The following is a 24,406-nucleotide window of genomic DNA, read 5'->3' as shown; positions in this document are numbered from 1 at the left end:
GTTATTTGGATCGAGAAGTACGTTCTTCATAATTCTTTTCATGCTTCGTATCTCTTAACATTTGATTATTATGCTTTTCCTCCGGATCGATTCCAGACATTGCATCATCGAAAGGTTGATAATTCATAGGAGGAAAACGATTCTTTTTGATCATTTTGTAAGTAATGCGTGCAATTAACACAATAAAGAAAAGTCCAAATAGAGTACTAACAATATCCATCTAATAACACTCCTTTCCATATAGTATTCGACTTCAAAGAAGAAATACCTTTTTCAAAGAAGGTCCTTCATCGTAATCACTTCCTACTACGCATAGAATATAGAGTCTTAAAAAGTCTATCATACGAAGGGAGAAGAAAATGGGAGCAAGGTTGATCCAAATTTCGGTTGTCTATTTTGCAATTGGGGTTAGCTTAGGAATGTAAAGGCACTGCCAAATAGAAAGTGCCTTTAAATTACATAGAACTTAAACAGGTTAATACAAATACATCTTAAGGCTGAGGGAACTTCCCATCTGAAGACCATAGGAAATGGTATCCATATCTATATAATGAACTGTATAAGGTAAATAATTAGGAGGTTGCGGAAATGAGTATAAAAAAGATTGGTGTCATCGCAATTATTGTCATAATTTTAGGAGCAGCTATTAATATCGGGATGAATATTGCGGGGGGATCTAACAAAAAAACAGAAGAAATTGAGATAGCCGAAAAGTTCACGAAAATAGAAATTATAGGTGACAATACAGCCATTGAAGTAGTTCAATCATCGGATTCTAAAGGAAAAGTTGAATTTAAAAATAAAAAGGGCGCATCTAGTAAAATAAAGGCATATGTTAAAGGCAATACTTTACATGTAGAAAAGAAAAAGAAATTTTTTGGCGGCATTAATATTGGATTAAATACTTCTCACAATAAAATTATTGTATCTGTTCCAGATGAAAAGTATGAAGAGTTAACAACGGAAACAGACAATGGGCAAATTACCGTAAATAATCTTCAAATTGCCAATGTCGATATCAAAACTGATAATGGAAAAATAGTGCTCGAGGACCTGGAAAGTAAAAAGGTCTATGTAAAAACGGATAATGGAAAAATTGACTTTCACCATGTATCCGGAGATGTAGAAGCCAAAACAGATAACGGGCAAATTACCATGGTGACGGATAATTTAGAGCGGAACATCTCTTTCAAAACCGATAATGGCCTTATAAATATTCATACAACGACGGAACCAAAAAATGCAACTATTCAGGCGGATATAGACAATGGAAGAATTAATATTTTTGGTTCTGCTAATGAAAAAACTGTTTTTGGTAAAGGCAAGAATATAATCGATTTAAGAACAGATAATGGAGTTATTTCTATTATAAAGGGAGATTAACAAAGAAAAAAAACCAATATATTGACGTACACCCTAATCTTTGTTAAATTGTTTCTTATATCATTTGTGAAGAGAAGATTCTAGTAGAAGAAAAACTCGTCCTTAGTGGGCGAGTTTTTTTATGGAAGAAAGGAGCAGTCTATTGTTAAAAAATCTAATTGTAGTAGTAGGCTCCTTTATAATTGCTTTTGCGTTTAATGCATTTTTAGTGCCGCATGAAATTTTAAGTAGTGGAATTAGTGGGATCGCTATTTTGGTAGGATTGATAACCCCGTTTGATACAGGTATACTCAATTTTGTCATGAATGTACCTCTTTTGATATTAGGGTATTACAAGCTTGGGAAACAAATTACGCTTAACACCCTCGTGTGTGTGTTATCGTTATCTGTATTTCTTTATGTAATTCCAGCAGAGTCAATTACAGATAATATATTGCTATCAGCTATATTTGGCGGAGCTATAGGCGGTGTGGGAATAGGACTTATTATGAAATACTCGGGTACTTCTGGTGGTATGGATATAATAGCTATTATTATTTCTCGCTCAAGTAATTTTAGTGTTGGACTATTACTCACAGGAATGAATAGTGTGATTGTGCTAATTTCAGGAATGATATTCAACTGGGAAATAGCACTCTACACCTTATTATCTATATATTTAACTGGTAAAGCGATTGATACAATCTATACTAATCATGAAAAAATAACTATGCAAATTATAACAACGGTCGCTGAACCAATTCGTCAGGAATTGTTAGCAAGCATTTATCGTGGCGTCACAGTGACAGAAGGTTATGGTGGCTATACGCTAGAGAAAAAGTATATTTTAATGATGGTCGTTACTCGTTATGAAACGGCACAAATCAAACAAATTGTTAGAAAACATGATGAGCAGGCATTCATTAATATTACACAAACGATTGAAGTAGATGGTAATTTTGCTCGGAATATTCATTAGCTAAAAGTCTTACGAGTTGAACTTATATATGAGAAAATCTGATAGAAAATGCCGAGGGTTATCATAACTCTCGGCATTTTTGTATTTATTTGGGTGCATCCCGTATTTTTCTTCTTGTTGAAGTGAAGTTTTGAATAAATTAGTAATCACAGGGAACACTTTTCGGTAAGAACCATTATTTAATGGAAAGTGAGGTAGAATATGAATTTATTTAAAAAGAATCGAAAAATTGTTATTCAACCGTCACCTCCAAGTAAAAGTGAGCCGAAAAGTATGCCAGAGAGTAACTCATTAAGACTAAAATTGGAAGAGAATCTACAGCATATAAAAAGTTCAGTTGGCGAGAGCTCAGACATTGTCTTTCGAGAAATTAAAATTGGCAATGAGGGTAACATTAAAGTAGGGATTATTTATACAGAGGGTTTAAGTGACTCAGTGACCTTGCAGCAAATTATCATGGAAACGTTAATGTTGGAGATAAAAGAGTCAGATATCGACCTTGAATTAACTTCTGATTCCGCCGTTTTAACTACCTTAAAGGATTTTGCATTAACGGTAGGTGAATTAACGGAAGTAAGTGATTTTGATCAATTATTTACTCGGCTTTTATCTGGGGATGTAATTGTTTTAGTTGATGGCTTTTCAACTGGATTTATCATAGGAAACAAATCCTGGGAAGGTCGCGGTGTTACGGAGCCTACAGCGCAAACAGTTATCAGAGGACCTAGGGAAGGGTTTTCTGAAAATATACGTTTAAATACTGCACTTGTTCGTCGAATTATCAAAGATGAAAATCTGTGGATGATTACTAAGGAGGTTGGCAGGCGGACTAAAACGAATGTAGCCATTATGTACATAAATGGAGTGGCAGAAAAAGATGCAGTAGATGAAGTTACTAATAGGATAGGGCGTATTGATATTGATGGCATTTTGGAAAGTGCGAATATTGAAGAGTTTATACAAGACTCTCAGTTCACTCTTTTCCCTACCGTATTCAATACAGAACGGCCAGACACCGTCGCTGCAGGTTTGTTAGAAGGTCGTATTGCCATATTAGTGGATGGAACACCTTTTGTATTACTAGTACCTGCCTTATTTGTACAGTTCTTTCAGTCGTCAGAAGATTATTATCAACGTGCAGTGATGGCAAGTTTAATACGATTACTCCGATTTGTCGCATATGGAATATCCATACTTGTGCCTGCATTATATATTGCTCTAATCACATTTCATCATGAAATTATACCACCTGCACTTTTGGTCAGTTTAGCAGCCCAGCGGGAAGGGGTTCCGTTTCCGGCATTTGTGGAGGCTATAATTATGGAGATTACATTTGAAATATTGCGGGAGGCAGGATTGAGGATGCCTAGAGCTATTGGATCTGCAATGTCCATAGTCGGTGCATTTGTTATTGGTACGGCTGCAGTAGAGGCTGGGATTATTTCAGCTGCAATGGTAATTGTTGTTTCTATAACAGCTATTTCTAGCTTTGTTCCTCCCACATATGATATAGCCATCGCTGGGAGGATTTTACGTTTTGTGTTTATGGGAATAGCAGCCTCTTTCGGATTATACGGTATCCTTATTGGGGTAATTGCATTAGTTCTTCACCTGTGTAGTCTTAGTTCTTTTGGTGTTCCTTATATGTCGCCATTTGCTCCGTTTAATTTAGCTGGTCAAAAAGATAGTGTAGTTCGTTTTCCAATTTGGAAATTACTTACACGTCCATCTGAAATTTCGAAAAATAGAATCAGACAGCGCGCTACAAAAGTAAATTTCAAAAAAAGCTCTCACTCGAAGAGGTCCCAAGATGGATAGAGTGATAGTTCGATTCATAGCTATTATTTTCGTTAGTTTATTGCTCGCGGGATGTTGGGATAAACGAGAACTGAATGAGTTAGCCATAGCAACGGCCATATCTATTGATAAAAAAGACGATGAATATCATGTTGCCGCTCAAGTGGTGATTCCAACTGAATTATCAACGAAAGGTGGAACTGGAAGTTCGCCAGTTACACTCTATGAGGCAAATGGAAAATCAGTAAATGAGGCAATTCGGAAACTCACTCTAGTAGCCCCACGGATGATCTACTTAGGACATCTTCGAATCGTCGTGATTAGTGAAGAATTAGCAAAGGAAGGTATCGATGGTACAGTGGATTTTTTATCTCGAGGTTGGGAACTTAGATCTGATTTTTATTTAATTGTTTCTAAAGAAACAGATGCTAGGGAAATATTAAATATACAAACTACATTGGAAAAGGTTCCTGCTAATGACCTCTTTAACATACTCCATACTTCTGAGGCAAACTACTCTAGTACGATTGCTGTAAACTTTTTTGAAATGAAAACAAATTTGGAAAGAGAAGGAAAACAAGGAGTATTGACAGGTGTTCAAATACTTGGAGATTCAAGCAAGGGCTCCAGTAAACAAAATGTAGAAAGTATTGTTCCGGAAGCTTTCATCAAATTTGAAGAGTTAGCGGTTTTCAAAGAAGATAAACTAGTTGGTTGGTTGAATGATAATGAGAGTCGGGGGTATAACGGAATAACAAATCAAGTAAAAAGTACTGTTGGAATAGTATCCTGCCCTGAGGGTGGAAATGGAAACGTGTCTATTCATATAAAAAAATATAAATCAGAGATGAAGAGTAAAAAAACAAATAGTAATAATCCTGAAATAGATTTAAAAGTAAATATAGTGGCCAATTTAGGGGAGGTTAGCTGTGATATCGATTTAACTAAGCAAGAAACTGTAAAAATGCTTGAAAAGGAATTTGAAAAAGCTGTAAAAACAGATCTTCAGGAAACAATTAAAGTAGTACAAGAAAAATATCACACAGACATTTTTGGTTTTGGCGCTACTATAAACAAAGAAAATCCTGAGAAGTGGAAAAAAATAAAAGGAAATTGGGATGAAATTTTTTCTGAGATGCCGGTCAATATTGATGTCGATGCACAAATTAGTCACTTTGGGTCGGTTCTAAATCCAGTTGGGAGAAGTACAAGTGAGTAGAGCGGTATGGTGAAAACATTAGCTATATTAATAATAACTGTAGTCATTGCCATGTTTGACGTGCCATCCATGTGGAAGAACAAACAAAAAAAGGAATTGGTAGTATATTCAGTACTTCTTTTTATAGGATCTACCTGTTTAATTTTGTTAGCAGTTGGTGTTAAAATACCTAGCCCTGTTGATTTGTTTTCAAAAACGGAGAAACTATTTCAAAGTATATTCCAAATAAATTAGAAAAATGAGGGATAGAGGATGCAGACAGATAAAGTAACTCCGTTTCAATTTTTAGTGTTAGTTATTTTTTTTACGGTTGGATCAAGTATTCTCTATATCCCTTCTACTCTAACAATTGCAGTAAAACAAGATGCGTGGATTGCTGCATTAATTGGAAATTTATTAGGATTGGTAGTTATATGGTTTTTTACAACAATTAGTTTGTGGTTTCCTAAATTGACCTATATTGAAATTAATGAAAAAATATTTGGTAAATTTCTAGGAAAGTCAATTTCTATCTTATTCGTACTTATGACTTTACTTTATGCATCAGCACTTATTGCACAATCTAGCATCTTTTTAATTACCCAAATGTACCCAGAGACACCAATTACGTTTATTAATCTTTTATTGGTAATTATTGTTGTCATGGCAGTTAGGCTAGGTATACAAACTATTGCACGCTCCGCTGAAATCTTCATATTCATTTTTTTCTTTTTGTTTATTGTATTAGCAGTATCGATATCACCTCAAATTGATGTAACGAATTTAGAGCCTTTTTTTCAGACGAAGTTAAGTTCTATATTATCTTCATCTTTTAAGCTTACAGCGGTTTCTACGGTTAATTCCATTGCATTGTTCATGATCTTTCCTGCATTTGTAAATGAAATTAAAAAATGCAGGAAAAATTTTTATTTAGGATCTTTAATAGGTGGAGCAGTTATTGTCTCGATTACGATGTTATGTATTTTTGTACTAGGTTCAAATACAACTGCACGCCAGGTTTATCCTAGCTATACATTAGCAAAAGTAATAAATGTAGGAGATTTTATAACACGGATAGAAGCATTAATGGCCACTTTATGGACTCTTGCATTATTTTTTAAGGTTACTCTTTATTTTTATGCTGGGGTTTTTGGATTGAGTAAAATTCTCAATATAAAGGAATATCGAGTATTAACTTTTCCAGTCGCGGCAATTGTCCTATTCCTTTCAATAATCATTTTTCCTAATATTTTATATCAAACAATCTTTGACGAAAAGAATGCGATCGTAATCACTACAATAGTTGGTTTGTTTTGTCCTCTACTAGCAACAATTGTATTTCTTTTAAGAAAGAAAAAATTCAAAAAAGACCCAGATTATGCAAATTCAAATTAGAAGCAGCTTATGACCAATCATACGCAAATGAAAAGTTAAAAGGCTCTAAGGGCTAATGTGAAGCATCCTAATATTTGTAATTGTTATGGTCGAAAATGTATTTTTGAAGAGAAATCATAGTGAATTTTAATAAGGTTCCCAAATACATATTTGGGAACCTTTTTTTGTGGTAATATAAGTAGTAGAGGAAGTGGTTTGATGCAAAAGGAATTACCTAAAATTATGAAAGATTTTTTAGTGTATTTAACGACTATTAAAGGCAAATCAATACGAACGAGAAAAGAATATGAATATGATTTAACTTTGTTTTTCCGATTTTTATTAGCAGTTGAAAATGATGTGCCAATAACCGAGATACAAAGCATTAGTATTAAGGAAGTGGATCCTGAATTTATCCAAAAGATAACGCTCGAAGATATCTACCTTTTCCAGGAGTATTGTGAAGTACAGCGCCAAAATAGTGCCGCATCAAGAGCTCGCAAAGCAGCAACTATTAAATCGTTTTTTAAATACCTAAAAGGGAAAAGAAGATTATTAGATTATAATCCTGCAGAAGAGCTAGAATCACCTAAGATAGCAAAAAAAACACCGATCTATTTGGATCAGCATGAGGCAATACAGTTCATCACTGGTATAAAGAAAACGAGCCATTATTATCGTAACTATAGTATTATTATGTTTTTCTTAAACTTAGGAATTCGTGTTTCCGAATTATGTAGCTTAAATATAAACTCCATACAAGGAAATGTATTACATGTTGTGGGGAAGGGAAATAAAGAAAGAACGGTATTCTTGAACTCTACTTGTCTCCAATCCATCCAACATTATAAAGAAAAAGAAAGACAATACATAAAAGGCGCGAGTACAAATAACTCCTTGTTTCTTTCTCAAAAAGGCACACGACTCACTCGACAAACGGTAGCTAAAATAGTGAAACAAATCAACGTGGCATCAGGGTTAAACAAAGGAAGTATAACGCCTCATAAGTTAAGGCATACTTCCGCAACAATCATGTACAAAAATGGAGCAGATATTAGAAGTCTTCAGCAAATACTAGGTCATACGAGCGTTTCCACTACTCAGATTTATACGCATGTAGAAGACAAAGAAATACAAAATGTAATGGAGAATAACCCATTCAACTTCCTTCAACAAGCAAAACATACTACTGTAGAATGAGGATAAATTTTCCAATCTATTTTTGGTATTTATAATAATATTATGTAAACTAGAATTAATTAAAAATTATTCTAAAATAATGGGTACCAGTTAGTCATGAGTTTCGTCACATCCAACTAGCATCCCTGAAATTGATCAGTAGTCATGGGGGTGTCATTTTTGCCCATTTTTCCTTATGTCTTCAGCTCCTGAACCCACGAATAACCTTAGAAAAGCAATAAAGGCAAATTATGCCTTTATTGCTTTTTAGTGTTCGCCGGGAAAGACATAGGCACTTATGCTTTTGTTTTTTTAGAGGTTATATTCGATAATTCCAAATCCTTCTGTAGAAATACTGACATTAGACCCTTCTATTAATAACCCAGAACTATACAGTATGTTATATTTTTGGTCCCGATCCAGTGCATATTGCTGCTCATCGGAACTAGGATTAAGTAAGACGATAATTGTTTTGGTAGCGTTGTGCTTTTTATACCCAAATATACCATTTGCCTCCGTAGGATGTACGAATGTTATGGAGCCTTCATTGGCAAGTAGTTTTTCTTTAGTTCGTAGTGCTATCAGCGTTTGGATATGATTTTTTAACTCTAGCTGGTGATTATTTTCATCCCAGTCCATACATTCACGACAGCCGGGATCTTGGCCACCTGTAAGTCCTATTTCATCGCCGTAATAGATGCATGGAGTTCCCATAAAGGTTAAAAGAATAGTAAATACTTGTTTCGTTATATTAATATTATCATTACATTCTGTAAGAATTCTAGCAGTATCATGGCTACCAACAAGATTAAAAGTGAAATCAAACACAGTTTTCGGGTAACTGTAGTATACCTTACTCATATTCTCTGCAAATTGTTTTGAATTAATGCTGTTTTTTGCCAGAAGATTTAATACATTTGTTTTAAAGGGATAATTCATCACCGCATCAAATTGATCTCCTCTAAGCCATGGCATTGAATCATGCCATATTTCTCCAAGAATATAAACATCCGGTTTTGCTTCTTTAACAGTTTTTCTAAACTCGCGCCAGAAAGGTTGGTCTACTTCGTTTGCAACATCAAGTCTCCAACCGTCAATATCAAATTCATTGATCCAATAGGTACCTACTTCCAGTAAGTATTTTTTAACTTCTGGATTAGCAGTATTCAGCTTGGGCATAGAATCTACAAAACCAAAAGCCTCATAGTTTGGCTTTTCTCCTCCTAGAACGGGGAAGCTATGGATGTGGAACCAATCTTTATAAGGTGAGCTTTCTCCGTTCTTTAGGACATCCTGGAAGGGAGGGAAGTAATAACCGCTATGATTAAATACGGCATCTAGCATTACCTTAATGCCGCGGCTATGGCATTGTGTTATTAGTTCTTTTAATGCATCTGCATCCCCAAATTGAGGATCTATCTCCATATAGTCAATCGTATCGTATTTATGATTGGAGGAGGCTTCGAATACTGGAGTAAAATAAATACCATTTACCCCTATATCCGTGAGGTGGTCTAAATGTGCTGTTACGCCGTCGAAGTCACCACCAAAGAAGTTATTAACTGCAGGGGGTTCACTGCCCCAAGCTTTTGTGTTTTTGGGATTAATAGAAGGATTTCCGTTGCCAAAACGTTCTGGGAATATTTGATACCAAACAGTGCCTTTTACCCACTGGGGCGCTTGGAACAGTTCATTCTCATGTAAATATGGAAAACAAAAATAATAATCACTGTCAGTTGGTATACTGTCAAAAAAACCTTTTTCTGTATATATTGTTTCCTCCGTTAAAGAAGTTAACTGAAAGCCGTAGCGTAACCGTTTGGTTGCTGCAAATGCTTCAGTTTCCCAATAATCATGTAAACCATCGTTTCCAACTAAGTTCATAGGCATTTTAGAAAATTGCCATTCGCCATTTCTCCAAATATAAGGATCACCAAATATTAACGAAACAGAAGTAACATCATTTTTTTTTGTCTTAAGTCGTAATTGTAGTGTTCGATCATCTAGTAAATAAGCGAAGTTATCGGTGGGACGGTGAAAAATAGCAGTTTTCTCCATTATACATCTCCTTTAAAATGAATTATTTTACTTCCAAGTAATTTAAATATGGACGCTCAATGTAGTGAGCATAGAAGGAGAAGAAGCGTTATATTAAAAAATTTTAATATTTATAATATTTATAAAAAATAGATTGTTTCCTTCTTAAATAAATGTATAATAAAACTATGAGTTGTGCAATCGTTTTCATAGATTCATTACTAATATATTATTCTTTCAATCTTATATATAGACTTATAAGTAATTGAAAGAAATTATTTTTAGCAAATTATGATAGCGCTTTCTTTTGCTGAAATGTGCAAGCGTTTGTCCAACTTAGTGTAGGTTTAAACCAAAAAATAGGAGGGGTACAAATGAAAAAGTCATTAACTTTGTTGTTCATGCTCATTATTACATTGGCATTATTAGTTGCATGTGGACCGAAAAGAGAGGAAACAACTCCTGCGAAAACAGATGAAAAAGAAACAGAAACAGAAACTGGGGCTGAATCTTCAGAAGAACCAGCAAAACCTGAAACACTTATAGTTTGGGAGGATACAGATAAATCTGTCGCTCTAAAACCTGCTATCGAATCTTTCGAAAAGGAATATGGTATTAAGGTTGAATTTAAAGAATTAGGTATGGCGGATAAAATGCGTGATCAGCTACGTTTAGATGGTCCTTCGGGAACTGGTGCAGACGTAGTTACTTTACCTCATGATCAAATTGGTCAAGTTGTGACAGAAGGGTTGCTTCAGGAAATTGAAGTAAGTGATGAAATCCTTTCTACTTTCAGTGAATCAGCTGTGACTGCACAGAAATATGATGGAAAATTATACGGGTTACCAAAAGCTACAGAGACACCAGTATTTATTTACAATAAGGCTTTAATGGAGGAAGCTCCAGAAACAATGGATGAAGTTTATGCTTTTGCAAATGAATTTACAGATGGTAAAAAGTTTGGATTCTTAGCAAAATGGGATGACTTCTACTTTGCGCACGGAGTCTTTGGAGGTATGGGGGGATATGTATTCAAAGAGAATGATGGAGCCCTTGACCGAGATGATGTTGGTTTAAACAATGAAGGCGGTATAGCTGGTGCAGAATATATTCAAAAATGGTATGCAGAAGGTTTATTCCCTAAAGGAATTATAGGGGATAGCGGTGGCTCAGCGAAAGATGGTCTATTCAATGAAGGGAAAGTCGCATCTGTAATGGACGGTCCTTGGGCATTCCAAGGGATGAAAGACGCTGGGATTGATATTGGAGTAGCTGCAATGCCCACCTTGCCAAATGGTGAGCATATGAAGACATTTATGGGAGTTAAAGGATGGCATGTATCCGCATTTACAGAACATCCATATTGGTCAACTAAATTAATAGAATGGTTAACAAATGAAGAGAATGCAAAAATTCGTTTTGAATTAACACAAGAGATTCCACCAGTTACAACATTGATTGAAGATCCGATTATTGCGGACAATGAAGGGGCAAAAGCAGTAGCACTTCAATCCCAATACGCAATACCTATGCCTAATATTCCAGAAATGGCGGAAGTATGGGGTCCTGCAGCATCAGCACTACAAACCCTTGCAACTGGTAAGGCAGAACCAAAAGCTGCAATGGACGATGCAGTTAAAACGATCAAAACAAATATAGAAACTAACCATCCACAATAACTTAGAACAGCATAAGCGCTCGAGCTAGTTCAGCGAGTATTAGCGCAAACTTACTAATTCTCAAACAAGGCAAAGGCATGTTTCCTTTAAGGGGTCATATGCCTTTGCTTCTCTATTATGTATGAGTGTCAATGTTGTAAGGAAATCCATGTGAAAATAGGAGAGTATTCTCTTTCATAGGAAAGAAGGAGGCGACAACTACAATGAACAGTAATGTCACAACCAAACATAGAAAAAATGCTGGGTTACTATCCATCATCCCAGGTTTTGGACAATTTTATAATAAACAGTTTGTCAAAGGAATTATCTTTTTAGTATTAACAGTCGCATTCTTTAGTAGTTTTTCTCAAACGCTAAACTGGGGATTCTGGGGTCTTATTACGCTTGGAGAAATTCCAAAGCTTGATCATTCCATATTCTTATTAATCGATGGAATTATCGCCTTGTTGGTAGCAATCATAGGTCTTGGAATTTATGCTTTCAATATATATGATGCTTACCACAATGGAAAAAAACGAGATGAGGGTTTCCTATTAAATAGCGTGAGGGAGCAGTATCACAATCTTTTGGATAACGGTTTTCCTTATCTAATGATTTCCCCAGGATTTTTATTATTAATCTTCGTAGTTATTTTCCCAATAATCTTTGTAATTCTTCTCTCATTTACAAACTATGATTTATACCATTCACCACCAGCAAAACTGGTAGATTGGGTAGGAATTCAAAACTATATTGATATATTCAAATTAGACCTTTGGAGGTCTACATTCTTTGGTGTACTCGGTTGGACAATTGTTTGGACATTTGGAGCAACCACTTTGCAGGTTGTGATCGGGGTCTTTTTAGCCGTTGTTATCAATCAAAAGGATTTAAAAGGGAAAGCTTTTTTCCGCACAATATTAATCTTGCCGTGGGCAGTACCAGCATTTGTATCGATCCTAATTTTTTCAGGGATGTTCAACGAATCGTTCGGCGTTATTAATACGCAAATACTGAGTATGTTAGGAATTGATGCAATTCCATGGATGACCGAAGAATTATGGACTCGATTTGCACTGATTTTAATACAATCATGGCTTGGTTTCCCATTCATCTTCGCAATGACAACTGGGGTGCTGCAATCTATTCCAAATGAGTTATATGAGGCCGCAAATGTAGATGGAGCTTCTATCTTCCAGAAATTCAGAGGTATTACTTTACCAATGGTACTGTATGCAACCGCGCCAATTCTGATCACGCAATATACATTTAACTTTAATAATTTCAATGTCATCTTCCTATTTAACGGTGGTGGTCCGGCTTTACCAGGTCAAAATGCCGGTGGATCAGATATCTTAATCTCTTGGATTTATCAATTGACGATGACTTCTGGACAATATGGGAAAGCAGCTGCAATAACGATGCTACTATCACTTATTGTTATTACGGTAGCGTTATGGCAATTCAAACGAACTAATTCATTCAAAGAGGAGGATATGATGTAATGACTAATAAAACTGAGAAAATAATCAGATTGTCAGTTTCTTATCTTATTCTTCTAGTTGCTGTAGTCATTGTTGTTTACCCTTTATTATGGGTACTGGGATCTTCCTTTAACCCGGGACAAAGTCTATCAGGTTCAACAATGTTTCCAGAAAATCCTACACTTAAGCACTATAAGAGCTTATTTGACATAGAAAACTCTAATTACGTTTTATGGTATTTAAACTCGATGAAGATAAGTTTAATAACGATGGTATTTGCGGTATTAAGTGTCGCTTTTACTGGATATGCTTTCTCACGCTACAGATTTATCGGAAGAAAAAATGGACTTCTTACCTTTTTAGTCCTACAGATGATTCCAAACTTCGCGGCACTTATTGCCATCTTTGTACTTGCTCAGCGAACTGGACTGCTAGATACGCATGTTGGTTTAATACTTATTTATGTTGGTGGTCAAATACCAATGAATACTTGGTTAATGAAAGGCTATTTGGATACGATTCCAAAAGAACTGGATGAATCTGCACGTATGGATGGAGCGGGTCATTTACGCATTTTTTGGCAAATTATCATGCCTTTATCAAAACCAATTTTAGCAGTAGTAGCATTATTTTCATTCATCGCTCCATTTGGTGATTTCATACTTGCTCGTATTATGTTACGTAGTGAAGAGAAGTTCACAATGGGTGTAGGCCTATACGAACTAGTTTCCAAACAGTTTGGGAATGAGTTTACTACATTTGCAGCGGGGTCTGTTTTAATCGCAATCCCAATTACAATACTTTTCCTATCATTCCAAAAGTATTTTATCTCTGGTTTAACTGCTGGTGGTACGAAGGGTTAATGACTTCAAAGGAAAGAAGTTGCTTACGATGACCATGACTAAAGGTAGAGTGCTATTCATTTTATTATTTCTTGTAATTTCCGTATCAAATCCGCAGCAATCTCTAGCAAGTGAGGAGAAACGGATGCAGGATGAGGTTATATACATGATTATGGTGGACCGATTTAACAATGGAAATACGAGTAATGACAAAGACGCTAACATTAACGATCCACTTGCTTATCATGGTGGGGATTTTCAAGGAATTACCGACAAGCTAGATTATATAAAAGAAATGGGTTATACAGCAATTTGGTTAACTCCCATATTTGAAAATATGAATAACGGTTATCATGGATACTGGATTAAGGATTTCTATCAAACGAATCCCTATTTTGGTTCCATGGAAGAGTTTAAAACACTTGTAACCGAAGCGCACAAACGCGATATAAAAGTCATTTTAGATTTTGTCGTTAACCATGTTGGACCAAATCATGAGTGGCTTAATGATTCTACCAAAAATGATTGGTTTCATGAAAAAAAGTCTATTTCTAATTGGAATGATCAAGAAGAAGTTGAAAACGGTTGGTTATATGATTTACCCGATTTAGATCAAGAAAATCCAGAGGTAAGTAAGTACCTAATAGATGCAGCAAAATGGTGGATTCAAGAAACAGATATCGATGGTTACAGACTCGACACAGTTAAACATGTTCCAAAGGAGTTTTGGAAGGACTTCTCTGCTGAACTTAAAACGGTGAAAGAATCATTCTTTCTTATAGGAGAGGTTTGGCATGATAACCCTAATATAGTAGCTGGATATGAGGAAACTGGGATTGATGGTTTCATGGATTTTTCGCAAAATGAAAGTCTCCGTGCAGCTTTTGAAAAACCAAATCAGTCTCTAGGATGGTTATTTTCAAATAATGAGCGAAATAACAAATTGTTTGATCGACCAGAACTGCTAGGACAATTTATAGATAATCATGATATGCAAAGGTTCGCTAATTTAGCAATCCAAAATAACCAAGACCCGGTTACTCAGTTAAAGCTAGCGCTAACTTATATGTATACTGCTCCTGGCATTCCTATCTTCTACTATGGGACAGAAATAGCATTAGACGGAGGAAACGATCCAGACAATCGTCGAATGATGAATTTTGGAGCAGATGAAGAATTGACAACGTTTGTAAAAAAACTCGGTGCTGTTAGACAGCAGCAGTTATCTCTTACAAGGGGAGAAATGAAACTTTTAGTGGATGATGCAGGACTTACTCTTTATAAGAGAACTTACGGGGATGAAACCGTAATAGTAGCCATCAATAATACGTCAGAAGGTAAAAAGATTGCTTTAGATGAGGGTATAGAAAAAGGGAAACAGCTAAAAGGGTTATTAGCTGGTGAATTAGTTAACTCAGGTAATAATGAGGATGGGTACACGTTCAAGTTGGAAAGTGGACAGTCCGAAATATATGAGTTCGTCAATGAAAAGTCAGATAATCGTTTAGTTTTGAGCATTGTGATAGGAATAATAGTAATATTATTAGTTTTTTTGGTCCTTCGCTTCAAACGGACAAAACAATAATTTGTTATTAAATTTAATCCAAAGGTAGTCATAACTTACGAAAGAATGTGCAGCACGAAAGGAGTACTATAGACATGAACGAAAAATGGTGGAAAGAGGCAGTAAGTTATCAGGTGTATCCTAGAAGTTTCATGGATAGCAATGGTGACGGAATAGGTGATTTACGTGGAATCATTACCAAATTAGATTACTTGAAGGACTTAGGAGTAGACGTTATTTGGGTCAGTCCCTTCTATAAGTCACCTAATGCAGATAATGGATATGATATTAGCGATTATCAGGGTATTTCAAAGCAGTATGGCAATATGGATGATTTCGATGAGTTATTAGAAGAAATTCATGCAAGAGGGATGAAACTAATTCTTGATCTAGTAATCAATCATACAAGTGATGAACATCCTTGGTTTATTGAATCTCGTTCTTCTAAAGATAACCCTAAAAGGGATTGGTATATTTGGAAGGATGGTAAGGGTGATCAAGAACCGAATAACTGGGAAAGTATTTTCTCTGGAAGCGCATGGCAGCATGATGAACTTACGAACCAATATTATCTCCATCTGTTTGCCACGAAACAGCCTGACTTAAATTGGGAAAATACAGAGATGCGTCATGAACTATTTAATATGGTGAATTGGTGGCTCGACAAAGGTATCGATGGTTACCGTGTAGATGCGATCAGTCATATTAAGAAACGTGATGAGTTACCAGATATGCCAAATCCCAATGCTGAAAAATATGTTTCCTCTTTTGATATGCATACGAACCAACCAGGTATTCAAGAGTATTTAAAAGAGTTGAAAGAAGAAACTTTTGCTAAATACGATATTATGACTGTTGGTGAAGCAAATGGAGTAGGAATCGATGAGGCAGACGAGTGGGTTGGAGAAGTAAATGGAAAGTTTAATATGATCTTTCAATTTGAACATCTCGGACTATGGAATAAGGACCTAAATAACTCAGTAGATGTTATTGCTTTAAAGCAAGTTCTAACTAAATGGCAAAAAGGATTACACTCAAAAGGATGGAATGCTCTATTCCTTGAAAATCACGATCAGACACGTAGTGTTTCGAGCTGGGGAAATGACAAAGAGTACTGGAATGAAAGTGCCAAAATGCTAGCTGCCTGCTACTTCTTGATGCAAGGAACTCCATTTATCTATCAAGGCCAGGAAATTGGCATGACAAACGTTCAGTTTCCATCTATTCATGACTATGATGATATTGGCATGAAGAATTTTTATGATTTAGAAATAGCGAACGGTAAGTCGCATGAAGAGGTAATGGAGGTTATTTGGCGAAATGGCCGTGATAACTCAAGAACTCCGATGCAGTGGGATAGTACTTTAAATAGCGGATTTTCAGTAGGTGAGCCGTGGATGAAAGTCAATCCGAATTATTTAACGATTAATGTTGCAAATCAATTAGGAGATGAGAATTCTATTTATCATTTCTATAAGAAAATGATTCAAGTAAGGAAAGAAAATCCTCTATTTGTGTATGGAGAATATGATGTGATACAAGAAGAGCATCCCGATGTATACGTCTACTCACGAACAATAGGAGATCAGTTTGCGTTTGTGTTATGTAATTTTAGACAACAAATTACGGAACTTAAGTTAAAACATTTACCGAAACGTCACACAGATCTTATACTATATAATTATGAGAATGCACCGGAGCAGCTATCCGAGACTATAACTCTTAATCCATTTGAAGTAAGGGTATACTTATACAAGTAATATAACCGATGTAAGGTTAGCGAAAGAGAGAGAGGAATTTCTAATGGCGATTACAATTAAAGATGTGGCGAAGCTGGCTAAAGTTGCTCCTTCGACTGTTTCCCGGGTGATTGCTAATAGTCCCCGGATAAGCGAAGACACGAAGACACGAGTAAGGGACGCGATGGATGAACTTAAATATCATCCGAATTTTATTGCCCGTAGCCTAGCCAGTCAGTCGACTAAAGTGATAGGTCTTGTTTTACCTCACTCATCTGGCGTGTTTTTTCAAAATCCATTCTTTTCAGAGGTTATACAGGGATTAAGCGAAGGTGTACATGATAATCACTATGCATTGCAAATGACCAGTGGTAAAACAGAATTCGATTCTTATGAAGGGGTCGTACAAATGGTTCAAGGTGGCAGAGTAGATGGAATAATCCTTCTGTATTCGATGATTGACGATAAAATTATGGAGTATTTAACTAAAAGGAAATTTCCGTTTGTCGTCATTGGAAAACCTTACGACCTCGTTGATAAGATTACTCATGTGGATAACGACAATTATATGGCTGCAAAAGAGGCTACCGATTATATAATAGGGCTCGGTCATCATAAAATTGGCTTTATAGGTGGAAGTCCGAGTTTAACAGTTACATTAGATCGTCTAAATGGCTATAAAGAGGCACTTAGGGCATCTGACATAGATATAAATGAGGATTATATTATTCATGGGGACTTTCTTCGTGAAGGTGGGCAGGAAGCTGTAAAAGCACTGCTTAGAAGAACTATTCCACCAACAGCTTTACTTGTAACAGACGATTTAATGGCAGTAGGGGTAGTGAATACACTTACTGAAATGCAAATAGAAATCCCTACTGAAGTTTCTATTGTTAGCTTTAATAATGCGTTGTTTGCGGAGATGTCTAGGCCACCACTTACTTCTATTGATATTAATATAAAAGAACTTGGTTACCAGGCAGCAAGTAATTTAATCCAACTTTTAAAAAATGAAAATGACCCTGTAAAGCGAATTATAATTCCGCATACACTTGTTATCAGGCAGTCATGTGATGTTGCCCCGGATGTAGAATAATCCATTTATATACAGTACATATTCAAAAGACACTTTATAATAATATTATGTAAACTAATTATGACTAAAGGCAATATATGAAGGCTCTTCACATTTATTTGAATAACTTTTTGAAAGCCCCGAATATACTACACTATAAACATACGGACTTAGTGGTATAAAAGGGGGTATATACACCATGAAGATATCAGAAATTTATAAAAGGTATTTAAAGGGAGAAAAATTTAAGAGCATTAGTGAGTTAAATCTAAGAAGCTTGCCGATAAAACAAGCAGCGGATTTAGTAGGATCTTCGCCAATTATGCAAGAAATAGCAAAAAAACACTCGAAAAGTTTAAAACATAAAAAAAATTACCCGCTTTAAATAAAGTGGGTAATCATTAATTATTTCTTTGATAACATGTCATTCGTTTAACCAATGGCTCTGATTTACTAATGTGTATTGGTTTTACTATATCACCGGTTATAGCTTTAATATTTTTATTTTTTTGTCTTGCGCTAAATCGGCTTAAATTTCTTGTTGCACGTTTTTTAACTTCTTCGGTATTGATCGGAGTATTTACACTTACGATATTTATCAGTCCTTTCTCGATGATACATAATTTTGATCAAGAGTTTTCTAAGCTCGTATCCTCATCATTATTTGTTAAGGCGACCATATACTCAATATTTTCTAGGTTTTTACTAATAGTTTTATGGAGCAGTTCAAATAAATATTTGTCTAAAATATCAAATGAATAGGAATAACTTTCTATTACAGTAATGTACTCAGTATGATTATAAGGGAAATACAAAACAAGATAGCTTTTCTTCCATAAATTATCCTCATCGATTTTGTTGTAAACCGCAGATTCCCCAGATTCTTTCGATTCTTCTACTAACACATGCAATTTTTCAGGTGCTGGACCATTGTATATTTTATACGTAAAGACACCATTAATCGGATGATTTTTGTATCCTAATTGAGTTTCAGCTAGGAAATATTCTAGTACTTCCTTAAAATCTATAGTAGATTGAGATAAAAAATCTAGGGTCCGTCCTGATGCATCATCTCCAGTGAAGTACGCCATAAGTCTTGCTTTAGTACCGCTGATTTCAACTGTTTCTATAGCAGCCTGTTCAATATTATCTACCTCAAATTCAAGATTTAAGAACTTAAATCTTTTTAAACGCTTAAAAGCAACGGGTATAGTGAGAAATAAAAGCAACCAAATGAAAAGAAGAAAGATTCCCCGAAAAATGATTTGATTAAAATTGGATTCCACAAAGGGCTGGACAATAATCGAAAACGCCGTTCCACTTGCATTTGTTGGGCTAGTATTTTCATTTTGAAGAAAAAAAGCTTTTGGATTTTCATTCAATATATTAAAACCAATCAGTATGGATGCAATAACCATCCACGATATTATAAGCGTAATTCCCGCTGTATAAAAGTATGGAATCAAAAAGTTAAGCCATTGAAAAAATGTCCTCTTTTCCTTATTTGTATTTAGATGATTTATTTTTCTCACCTCATTGTCTCTATTAATATTAAATTATATGCAATTACATACAAAATAATAATTATATTTCAATAATAATTTAATATGAGACCATTCAGCAAAACGAAAACAGAGATGTAGTTCAATAGGAAATCTTGTTAGAAAAAATTCTATGGTTTTGTTTGAAGAGAATATGTTATATTACAAACTAGATCTATATTTAGACAGAATATTTAGTGACTTGCAAAAAACACGTTTAAATGTTTACATAATAATATTATGTAAACTAAAAGATGTGAAAAAGGAGGAAATTCATGTTTTCATACGAAATTAATGACCAAACTTGCTTAAAAATGCTCGATTTACGGGACACTGAACATTTGTTCGCATTAACTGTTCAATCGAAGGATACGTTAAGAGAATGGTTACCATTTATTGATTTTACTCGTACTTCTGAAGACACGAAGATGTTCATCCAATCGACTATGAAGCAGTTTAGTGAGAATAACGGCTTTCAAGCGGGTATTTGGTATGACGGCAATCTTGCTGGAGTAATTGGTTTCCATAAAATTGATTGGAATAACAAATCAACGAGTATTGGGTATTGGTTAGGAAATGATTATGTGGGATTAGGGTTAATGACAAAATCAGTAGAGGCTTTTGTGGATTATGCATTAGTAGAATTACAATTAAATCGTGTAGAAATTCGCGCAGCTGTAGAAAACAAAAAAAGTAGGGCTATTCCAGACAGATTAGGTTTTCAGGAAGAAGGCTGTGTAAGGCAGGCAGAGTGGCTATATGACCATTATGTGGATCATGTGGTTTATGGAATGCTCGCAAACGATTGGAAAAAGTAAAATATAACCCTGATGTAACTAAGTTAACGTTATATCAGGGTTTGAATTATTTGTATATGTAGTAATCTTGTGCGTGGACTATTTGAAATCCAATAGATTCATATAAACTTAACGCATGCATATTTTCCGTTTCGACTTCTAAGTGGAGAGAATTACCTTGAGATGCATATTTCTTAACGATAGATTGTAATACTTTTCGTCCAATTCCTTTGCCACGGAAGTGGGGAAGTATACTAAAACCGTATATCCAAGCTTCCTCGTCTTCAACCTTAACTCTTATTTTACCTACAGATTGTTCATGTGTATCGATGATATACACGCTGTTATCCATTTCTAAGTCAACTCGGTTTTCTATTTCTAAGGAACTTTCGTCATCTAATCCAAATGATTCAATATTTAACTGAACACGTAAGGGAAGGTCCTTTTGCTCAGCTTTCCGTAAGGTGAATCCAGATACTTCTTCCAGTTCTCTTGGTTCCCATTTCATTTGATGTTCTGAAAAGGAATACACTGCTTTATAGTGTTTCAAAAATGCTTTTGCCTCGTCAGAACCAGCAGGAGCGTTCAACAATATTTTATGAAAGCCCTGTATTTTTGCAACAGCCATAGCTTCTTCAAATAAATTGGAGAAATGATGTTTTCTGCGGTCCGTCGGTTTTACCATTCCGCAAACCTCAACTGTCGTACCAAAAGGATATAAACCTAAAAAAGCTATCAGTACATCGTTGTCATATAGGAAGAAGTCATAATGATTATCCGTACGTGTTTTCAGCATATCCCAATTTAACTTCAGCTGTAGTTTATCATGTAGTTCACATTCTTTTTGCAGTGCCTCGATATCTTCTAATTGTTTAGTAGTTAGCATAAGTGCTCCTTTTGTATCCATAGTATATTCTTGTCGATATAAGTGCTGTCCAAGGGCCGTGGAAAGCGAAAATCAACTTAATCCAGATATTATTACTACTGTGAAATTAACTCACTTTATTAATATATAACGAATCAGCTTAAAATAATATGTTTTTTCTGAAAAATAAGAACCGTTCATTAGAAAATTATTCTAATGAACGGTTCTTTTATCGATAAATCGTAGCGCATCACTGGGGCAATTTTGAACGACTCTTTTCCCATCTTCTCTAAGTGCTCCGTTTGGATAAATCCATGGCTTATTGTTTACATCAAAAACAGAAGGGAGGTATTTAATGCAGTTTGCAGCATGTGTACATTTTATGGGATGAAAGTATATATCTAATTCATCTCCGTAATATTTTTTATAACCTAGTTTGATTAAATCTTCTTCTGTATCTGCCATCGGGTTACCTCCAATTTGTTTACAATTCGATAATTATAGGAAGTATCATAGGTTTTCTTTTAGTTCGACTATATAATAGCTTTTCTAGAGATTTTTTTATGTTTTGTTTTAGAACACGTTGGTTTTTGTTTGTATCCCTTGTTTTCGAAATAGTAGATCGTACATTTTGGTTCACATCTTTTATAAGCTCTTCGGACTCAGGACCATAGACAAATCCGCGAGAAATTGTATCCGGTCCTGAAATAATCTTGTTATTTGCTTTGCTTAGAGTGGTAACAATAACTAACATCCCATCCTCTGAAAGCAATTTTCGATCTCGTAATATAATTTCCCCGACGTCTCCAATACCAAACCCATCGACAAATACATTTCCAGCTTCTATATTTCTCGTTTGAACAGCTTTTTCATCTACAATGTCCACGACATCCCCGTTTTGAACGATAAATATATTATTTCGTTCCACACCAACAGATTCTGCTAACAGCTGATGGTGATGGAGCATACGATATTCGCCATGAATAGGAATAAAGTATTTTGGTTTCATCAAAGTAAGCATCAGTTTGAGCTCTTCTTGGCAAGCATGACCTGATACATGCATGCCAGTAACATTACCGGAGCCGTATATAACATGAGCACCTAAAGTATATAAGTTGTCTATAATTCTTGTAATACTCTTTTCATTGCCAGGAATAGGTCCAGCTGCGAAAATAATCGTGTCCTCCGGAAGTACCTCTACATTACGGTAGCTTGAACTTGCTAAGCGAGACAAGGCCGCCATCGGTTCTCCTTGGCTCCCTGTGCATAAGATCACAACATTCTCAGGATTCATCGTATTAATTTCGTTTTGATCGATTAGCATGTCTTCGGGAATAGTTAAATACCCTCGTTCCATTGCAACAGCTACTACATTAACCATACTTCTGCCTAATAATGCAATCTTCCTATTGGTCTTAATAGCAGCATTTACTATTGTCTGTACCCTGTGCACATTGGAGGCAAAGGTAGAGATGAAAATCTTCCGTGGTGCATTTCGAAACGCTTCTTCGACTTGTGCAGCAATCTTTTGTTCGGAAGCAGTAAATCCTGGTCTTTCGGCATTCGTACTTTCTGATAGGAGCAGTAACACGCCTTTGTTACCAAGCTCGGCCATCTTATGAATATCCGGATATTGTTCATCTACAGGTGTTAAATCAAATTTAAAATCTCCAGTATGTACAATTGTTCCTTGTGAAGTATGAAATGCTACACCTAGGCAATCAGGTATACTGTGACTAACACGAAAGAAGGATGTCTTAATGGTTCCTAGTCTCAGTTTGGAGTCGGAGTCTATTAAAAATAGTTGTGTATTTCTTAATAACCCATGCTCCTTCAATTTAATTTCGATTAGACCTACCGTTAAATTGGTTGCATAAATCGGTACATTAAGTTGTTTCAGAAAGTAGGGGATACCACCAATATGATCTTCATGACCATGTGTAATGATTAACCCTCTTACTTTATCCTCATTCTCCAATAAGTAGGAAATATCCTGAATGATTAAATCTATACCTAGCAGGGTTTCATCGGGAAACTTGGAACCACAGTCGATGACCACTATATCGTCATCGGATTGAATGACATACATATTTTTCCCTATTTCATTTACTCCACCTAATGCAAAAATAGATACTTTACTGTTAGTAGTATTCATCCTTATCCTCCATTCAAAAATGCTCTTCTAAGTATTGCCTCATATCCCACTTTTATAAGGGGTTTTTTAATTTACTTAAGGCAAAGGGAAGAAGTACATAAATGGCACTGATAACAAAAAGAATGGTTGGTCGTGAACTAAAGTCACGATCAACCATTCTTTTTTAGCTCTGAACTCCGGAGGTAGGACTCGAACCTACGACCAATCGGTTAACAGCCGATTGCTCTACCACTGAGCTACTACGGAATTATAATTATCTTACAAAACTTATTATGAACAAACTTTGTTTATTATATACAACTAATTTTTTAAAAAAATATAGTTAAATAATTATTATTTAACTATTAATGCAGGGCAGTGGACTCGCTTCATCACTTTATGGCTGACGCTACCTAACACCATTTCTTGTAAAGTGTTTAAACCTCGACTGCCAAGAACTACAAGATCAACTTTTTGTTCCTTTGCATATCGAACAATTTCTGGACCAGGGGATCCTTTTAAAAAAGTAATTTTATAATTCACTTGTTCATCTTTTAGTAACTGTTCTACATTGGAAATTTTACGTTTGCGCTCTAGCAGCAAAGATTCTGCTGATTGTGCATGTAGAATATCTTGCTTTGATTTGTCAAAATCTGTGACCATCACTACTTCGACTTTAGAATTGGCTGAACACTTTGCCAGTTTAATCGCTTCTTTTGCGGCACGAACGGAGTTTTCAGAACCATCTGTTGCTAAAAGAATGTGTGGATACATAACTAGT

General features: G+C 35.4%; 22 protein-coding genes and 1 tRNA gene. 15 read left to right on the top strand and 8 right to left on the bottom strand.

Annotation, left to right across the window (positions count from 1 at the left end; all coding sequences use genetic code 11):
* Position 1: 1 nt before the first annotated feature.
* The gene (locus BM260_RS01385) at positions 2-220 is read right to left on the bottom strand and encodes a hypothetical protein (RefSeq protein WP_093534264.1); all 219 of its coding nucleotides are present in this window, start codon (positions 218-220) and stop codon (positions 2-4) included.
* A gap of 368 nt (positions 221-588) precedes the next feature.
* Between BM260_RS01385 and BM260_RS01380 the strand changes: the two genes are divergently transcribed.
* From BM260_RS01380 to BM260_RS01350, 7 genes are all read left to right on the top strand, one after another.
* Positions 589-1,383, top strand: coding sequence for a DUF4097 family beta strand repeat-containing protein (locus BM260_RS01380; RefSeq protein WP_093534262.1), 795 nt, complete (start codon positions 589-591; stop codon positions 1,381-1,383).
* A gap of 142 nt (positions 1,384-1,525) precedes the next feature.
* Entirely contained in the window at positions 1,526-2,341 is an 816-nt protein-coding gene (locus BM260_RS01375; protein ID WP_322788049.1) for a YitT family protein, read from the top strand.
* 201 nt (positions 2,342-2,542) lie between these two features.
* A complete protein-coding gene (locus BM260_RS01370) occupies positions 2,543-4,159 on the top strand; it encodes a spore germination protein (protein WP_245762603.1) in 1,617 nt (538 codons plus the stop codon).
* A complete protein-coding gene (locus tag BM260_RS01365) occupies positions 4,152-5,357 on the top strand; it encodes a Ger(x)C family spore germination protein (protein WP_245762602.1) in 1,206 nt (401 codons plus the stop codon). The genes BM260_RS01370 and BM260_RS01365 overlap by 8 nt, the downstream gene beginning before the upstream one ends.
* A 6-nt stretch (positions 5,358-5,363) precedes the next feature.
* Positions 5,364-5,591, top strand: a complete 228-nt coding sequence (locus tag BM260_RS01360) for a hypothetical protein (RefSeq protein WP_093534258.1) — start codon at positions 5,364-5,366, stop codon at positions 5,589-5,591.
* Between the two features lie 18 nt (positions 5,592-5,609).
* Positions 5,610-6,731: a GerAB/ArcD/ProY family transporter gene (locus tag BM260_RS01355; protein WP_093534256.1), complete on the top strand. Its 1,122-nt coding sequence runs from the start codon at positions 5,610-5,612 to the stop codon at positions 6,729-6,731.
* Positions 6,732-6,929: 198 nt separating this feature from the next.
* On the top strand, positions 6,930-7,910 hold the full coding sequence (locus BM260_RS01350; protein WP_093534254.1) for a tyrosine-type recombinase/integrase: 981 nt from the start codon (positions 6,930-6,932) through the stop codon (positions 7,908-7,910).
* A 291-nt stretch (positions 7,911-8,201) separates the two neighbouring features.
* Here the strand turns inward: BM260_RS01350 and BM260_RS01345 are convergent, their stop codons facing one another.
* Positions 8,202-9,947, bottom strand: a complete 1,746-nt coding sequence (locus tag BM260_RS01345) for a glycoside hydrolase family 13 protein (RefSeq protein WP_093534252.1) — start codon at positions 9,945-9,947, stop codon at positions 8,202-8,204.
* A gap of 353 nt (positions 9,948-10,300) precedes the next feature.
* Between BM260_RS01345 and BM260_RS01340 the strand changes: the two genes are divergently transcribed.
* From BM260_RS01340 to BM260_RS01310, 7 genes are all read left to right on the top strand, one after another.
* Positions 10,301-11,605 (top strand): extracellular solute-binding protein, encoded by a 1,305-nt coding sequence (locus BM260_RS01340; protein ID WP_093534250.1) that lies wholly within the window; start codon positions 10,301-10,303, stop codon positions 11,603-11,605.
* Positions 11,606-11,808: 203 nt separating this feature from the next.
* Complete coding sequence (locus tag BM260_RS01335) at positions 11,809-13,089, top strand: carbohydrate ABC transporter permease (protein WP_093534248.1); 1,281 nt, start codon at positions 11,809-11,811, stop codon at positions 13,087-13,089.
* Positions 13,089-13,931 carry a sugar ABC transporter permease gene (locus tag BM260_RS01330; protein WP_093534246.1) on the top strand — a complete coding sequence of 281 codons (843 nt, stop codon included), beginning with the start codon at positions 13,089-13,091 and terminating at the stop codon, positions 13,929-13,931. Before BM260_RS01335 ends, BM260_RS01330 begins: the two co-directional genes overlap by 1 nt.
* A gap of 34 nt (positions 13,932-13,965) precedes the next feature.
* Positions 13,966-15,495 (top strand): alpha-amylase family glycosyl hydrolase, encoded by a 1,530-nt coding sequence (locus tag BM260_RS01325; RefSeq protein ID WP_093535654.1) that lies wholly within the window; start codon positions 13,966-13,968, stop codon positions 15,493-15,495.
* Positions 15,496-15,569: 74 nt separating this feature from the next.
* Entirely contained in the window at positions 15,570-17,234 is a 1,665-nt protein-coding gene (locus BM260_RS01320) for a glycoside hydrolase family 13 protein (RefSeq protein ID WP_093534244.1), read from the top strand.
* 43 nt (positions 17,235-17,277) lie between these two features.
* The gene (locus tag BM260_RS01315) at positions 17,278-18,309 is read left to right on the top strand and encodes a LacI family DNA-binding transcriptional regulator (RefSeq protein WP_093534242.1); all 1,032 of its coding nucleotides are present in this window, start codon (positions 17,278-17,280) and stop codon (positions 18,307-18,309) included.
* Positions 18,310-18,487: 178 nt separating this feature from the next.
* Positions 18,488-18,673, top strand: coding sequence for a hypothetical protein (locus tag BM260_RS01310; RefSeq protein WP_093534240.1), 186 nt, complete (start codon positions 18,488-18,490; stop codon positions 18,671-18,673).
* Between the two features lie 244 nt (positions 18,674-18,917).
* Here the strand turns inward: BM260_RS01310 and BM260_RS01305 are convergent, their stop codons facing one another.
* Entirely contained in the window at positions 18,918-19,670 is a 753-nt protein-coding gene (locus tag BM260_RS01305; RefSeq protein ID WP_139219886.1) for a hypothetical protein, read from the bottom strand.
* A gap of 434 nt (positions 19,671-20,104) precedes the next feature.
* Between BM260_RS01305 and BM260_RS01300 the strand changes: the two genes are divergently transcribed.
* On the top strand, positions 20,105-20,647 hold the full coding sequence (locus BM260_RS01300; protein ID WP_093534236.1) for a GNAT family N-acetyltransferase: 543 nt from the start codon (positions 20,105-20,107) through the stop codon (positions 20,645-20,647).
* A 46-nt stretch (positions 20,648-20,693) separates the two neighbouring features.
* Here the strand turns inward: BM260_RS01300 and BM260_RS01295 are convergent, their stop codons facing one another.
* From BM260_RS01295 to BM260_RS01275, 5 genes are all read right to left on the bottom strand, one after another.
* On the bottom strand, positions 20,694-21,533 hold the full coding sequence (locus tag BM260_RS01295) for a GNAT family N-acetyltransferase (protein WP_245762601.1): 840 nt from the start codon (positions 21,531-21,533) through the stop codon (positions 20,694-20,696).
* A gap of 171 nt (positions 21,534-21,704) precedes the next feature.
* Complete coding sequence (locus BM260_RS01290; protein WP_093534234.1) at positions 21,705-21,956, bottom strand: (4Fe-4S)-binding protein; 252 nt, start codon at positions 21,954-21,956, stop codon at positions 21,705-21,707.
* A gap of 19 nt (positions 21,957-21,975) precedes the next feature.
* Positions 21,976-23,646, bottom strand: coding sequence for a ribonuclease J (locus tag BM260_RS01285; RefSeq protein ID WP_093534232.1), 1,671 nt, complete (start codon positions 23,644-23,646; stop codon positions 21,976-21,978).
* Between the two features lie 174 nt (positions 23,647-23,820).
* Positions 23,821-23,892, bottom strand: a tRNA-Asn gene (locus BM260_RS01280).
* Positions 23,893-23,979: 87 nt separating this feature from the next.
* Positions 23,980-24,399, bottom strand: a complete 420-nt coding sequence (locus tag BM260_RS01275) for a universal stress protein (protein WP_093534230.1) — start codon at positions 24,397-24,399, stop codon at positions 23,980-23,982.
* Positions 24,400-24,406 lie beyond the last annotated feature (7 nt).

It is taken from the genome of Psychrobacillus psychrotolerans (genome assembly GCF_900115805.1).
GTDB classification, from domain to species: domain Bacteria; phylum Bacillota; class Bacilli; order Bacillales_A; family Planococcaceae; genus Psychrobacillus; species Psychrobacillus psychrotolerans.
This window is presented reverse-complemented; position numbering and strand designations above follow the sequence as displayed.

Coding starts and splice junctions, on each gene's coding strand:
- BM260_RS01370 (WP_245762603.1), top strand. CDS start 2,543: ATGAATTTATTTAAAAAGAATCGAAAAATTGTTATTCAACCGTCACCT.
- BM260_RS01320 (WP_093534244.1), top strand. CDS start 15,570: ATGAACGAAAAATGGTGGAAAGAGGCAGTAAGTTATCAGGTGTATCCT.
- BM260_RS01315 (WP_093534242.1), top strand. CDS start 17,278: ATGGCGATTACAATTAAAGATGTGGCGAAGCTGGCTAAAGTTGCTCCT.
- BM260_RS01355 (WP_093534256.1), top strand. CDS start 5,610: ATGCAGACAGATAAAGTAACTCCGTTTCAATTTTTAGTGTTAGTTATT.
- BM260_RS01385 (WP_093534264.1), bottom strand. CDS start 220: ATGGATATTGTTAGTACTCTATTTGGACTTTTCTTTATTGTGTTAATT.
- BM260_RS01300 (WP_093534236.1), top strand. CDS start 20,105: ATGTTTTCATACGAAATTAATGACCAAACTTGCTTAAAAATGCTCGAT.
- BM260_RS01335 (WP_093534248.1), top strand. CDS start 11,809: ATGAACAGTAATGTCACAACCAAACATAGAAAAAATGCTGGGTTACTA.
- BM260_RS01365 (WP_245762602.1), top strand. CDS start 4,152: ATGGATAGAGTGATAGTTCGATTCATAGCTATTATTTTCGTTAGTTTA.
- BM260_RS01325 (WP_093535654.1), top strand. CDS start 13,966: ATGACTAAAGGTAGAGTGCTATTCATTTTATTATTTCTTGTAATTTCC.
- BM260_RS01360 (WP_093534258.1), top strand. CDS start 5,364: ATGGTGAAAACATTAGCTATATTAATAATAACTGTAGTCATTGCCATG.
- BM260_RS01310 (WP_093534240.1), top strand. CDS start 18,488: ATGAAGATATCAGAAATTTATAAAAGGTATTTAAAGGGAGAAAAATTT.
- BM260_RS01380 (WP_093534262.1), top strand. CDS start 589: ATGAGTATAAAAAAGATTGGTGTCATCGCAATTATTGTCATAATTTTA.
- BM260_RS01295 (WP_245762601.1), bottom strand. CDS start 21,533: ATGGATACAAAAGGAGCACTTATGCTAACTACTAAACAATTAGAAGAT.
- BM260_RS01285 (WP_093534232.1), bottom strand. CDS start 23,646: ATGAATACTACTAACAGTAAAGTATCTATTTTTGCATTAGGTGGAGTA.
- BM260_RS01275 (WP_093534230.1), bottom strand. CDS start 24,399: ATGTATCCACACATTCTTTTAGCAACAGATGGTTCTGAAAACTCCGTT.
- BM260_RS01290 (WP_093534234.1), bottom strand. CDS start 21,956: ATGGCAGATACAGAAGAAGATTTAATCAAACTAGGTTATAAAAAATAT.
- BM260_RS01340 (WP_093534250.1), top strand. CDS start 10,301: ATGAAAAAGTCATTAACTTTGTTGTTCATGCTCATTATTACATTGGCA.
- BM260_RS01345 (WP_093534252.1), bottom strand. CDS start 9,947: ATGGAGAAAACTGCTATTTTTCACCGTCCCACCGATAACTTCGCTTAT.
- BM260_RS01330 (WP_093534246.1), top strand. CDS start 13,089: ATGACTAATAAAACTGAGAAAATAATCAGATTGTCAGTTTCTTATCTT.
- BM260_RS01350 (WP_093534254.1), top strand. CDS start 6,930: ATGCAAAAGGAATTACCTAAAATTATGAAAGATTTTTTAGTGTATTTA.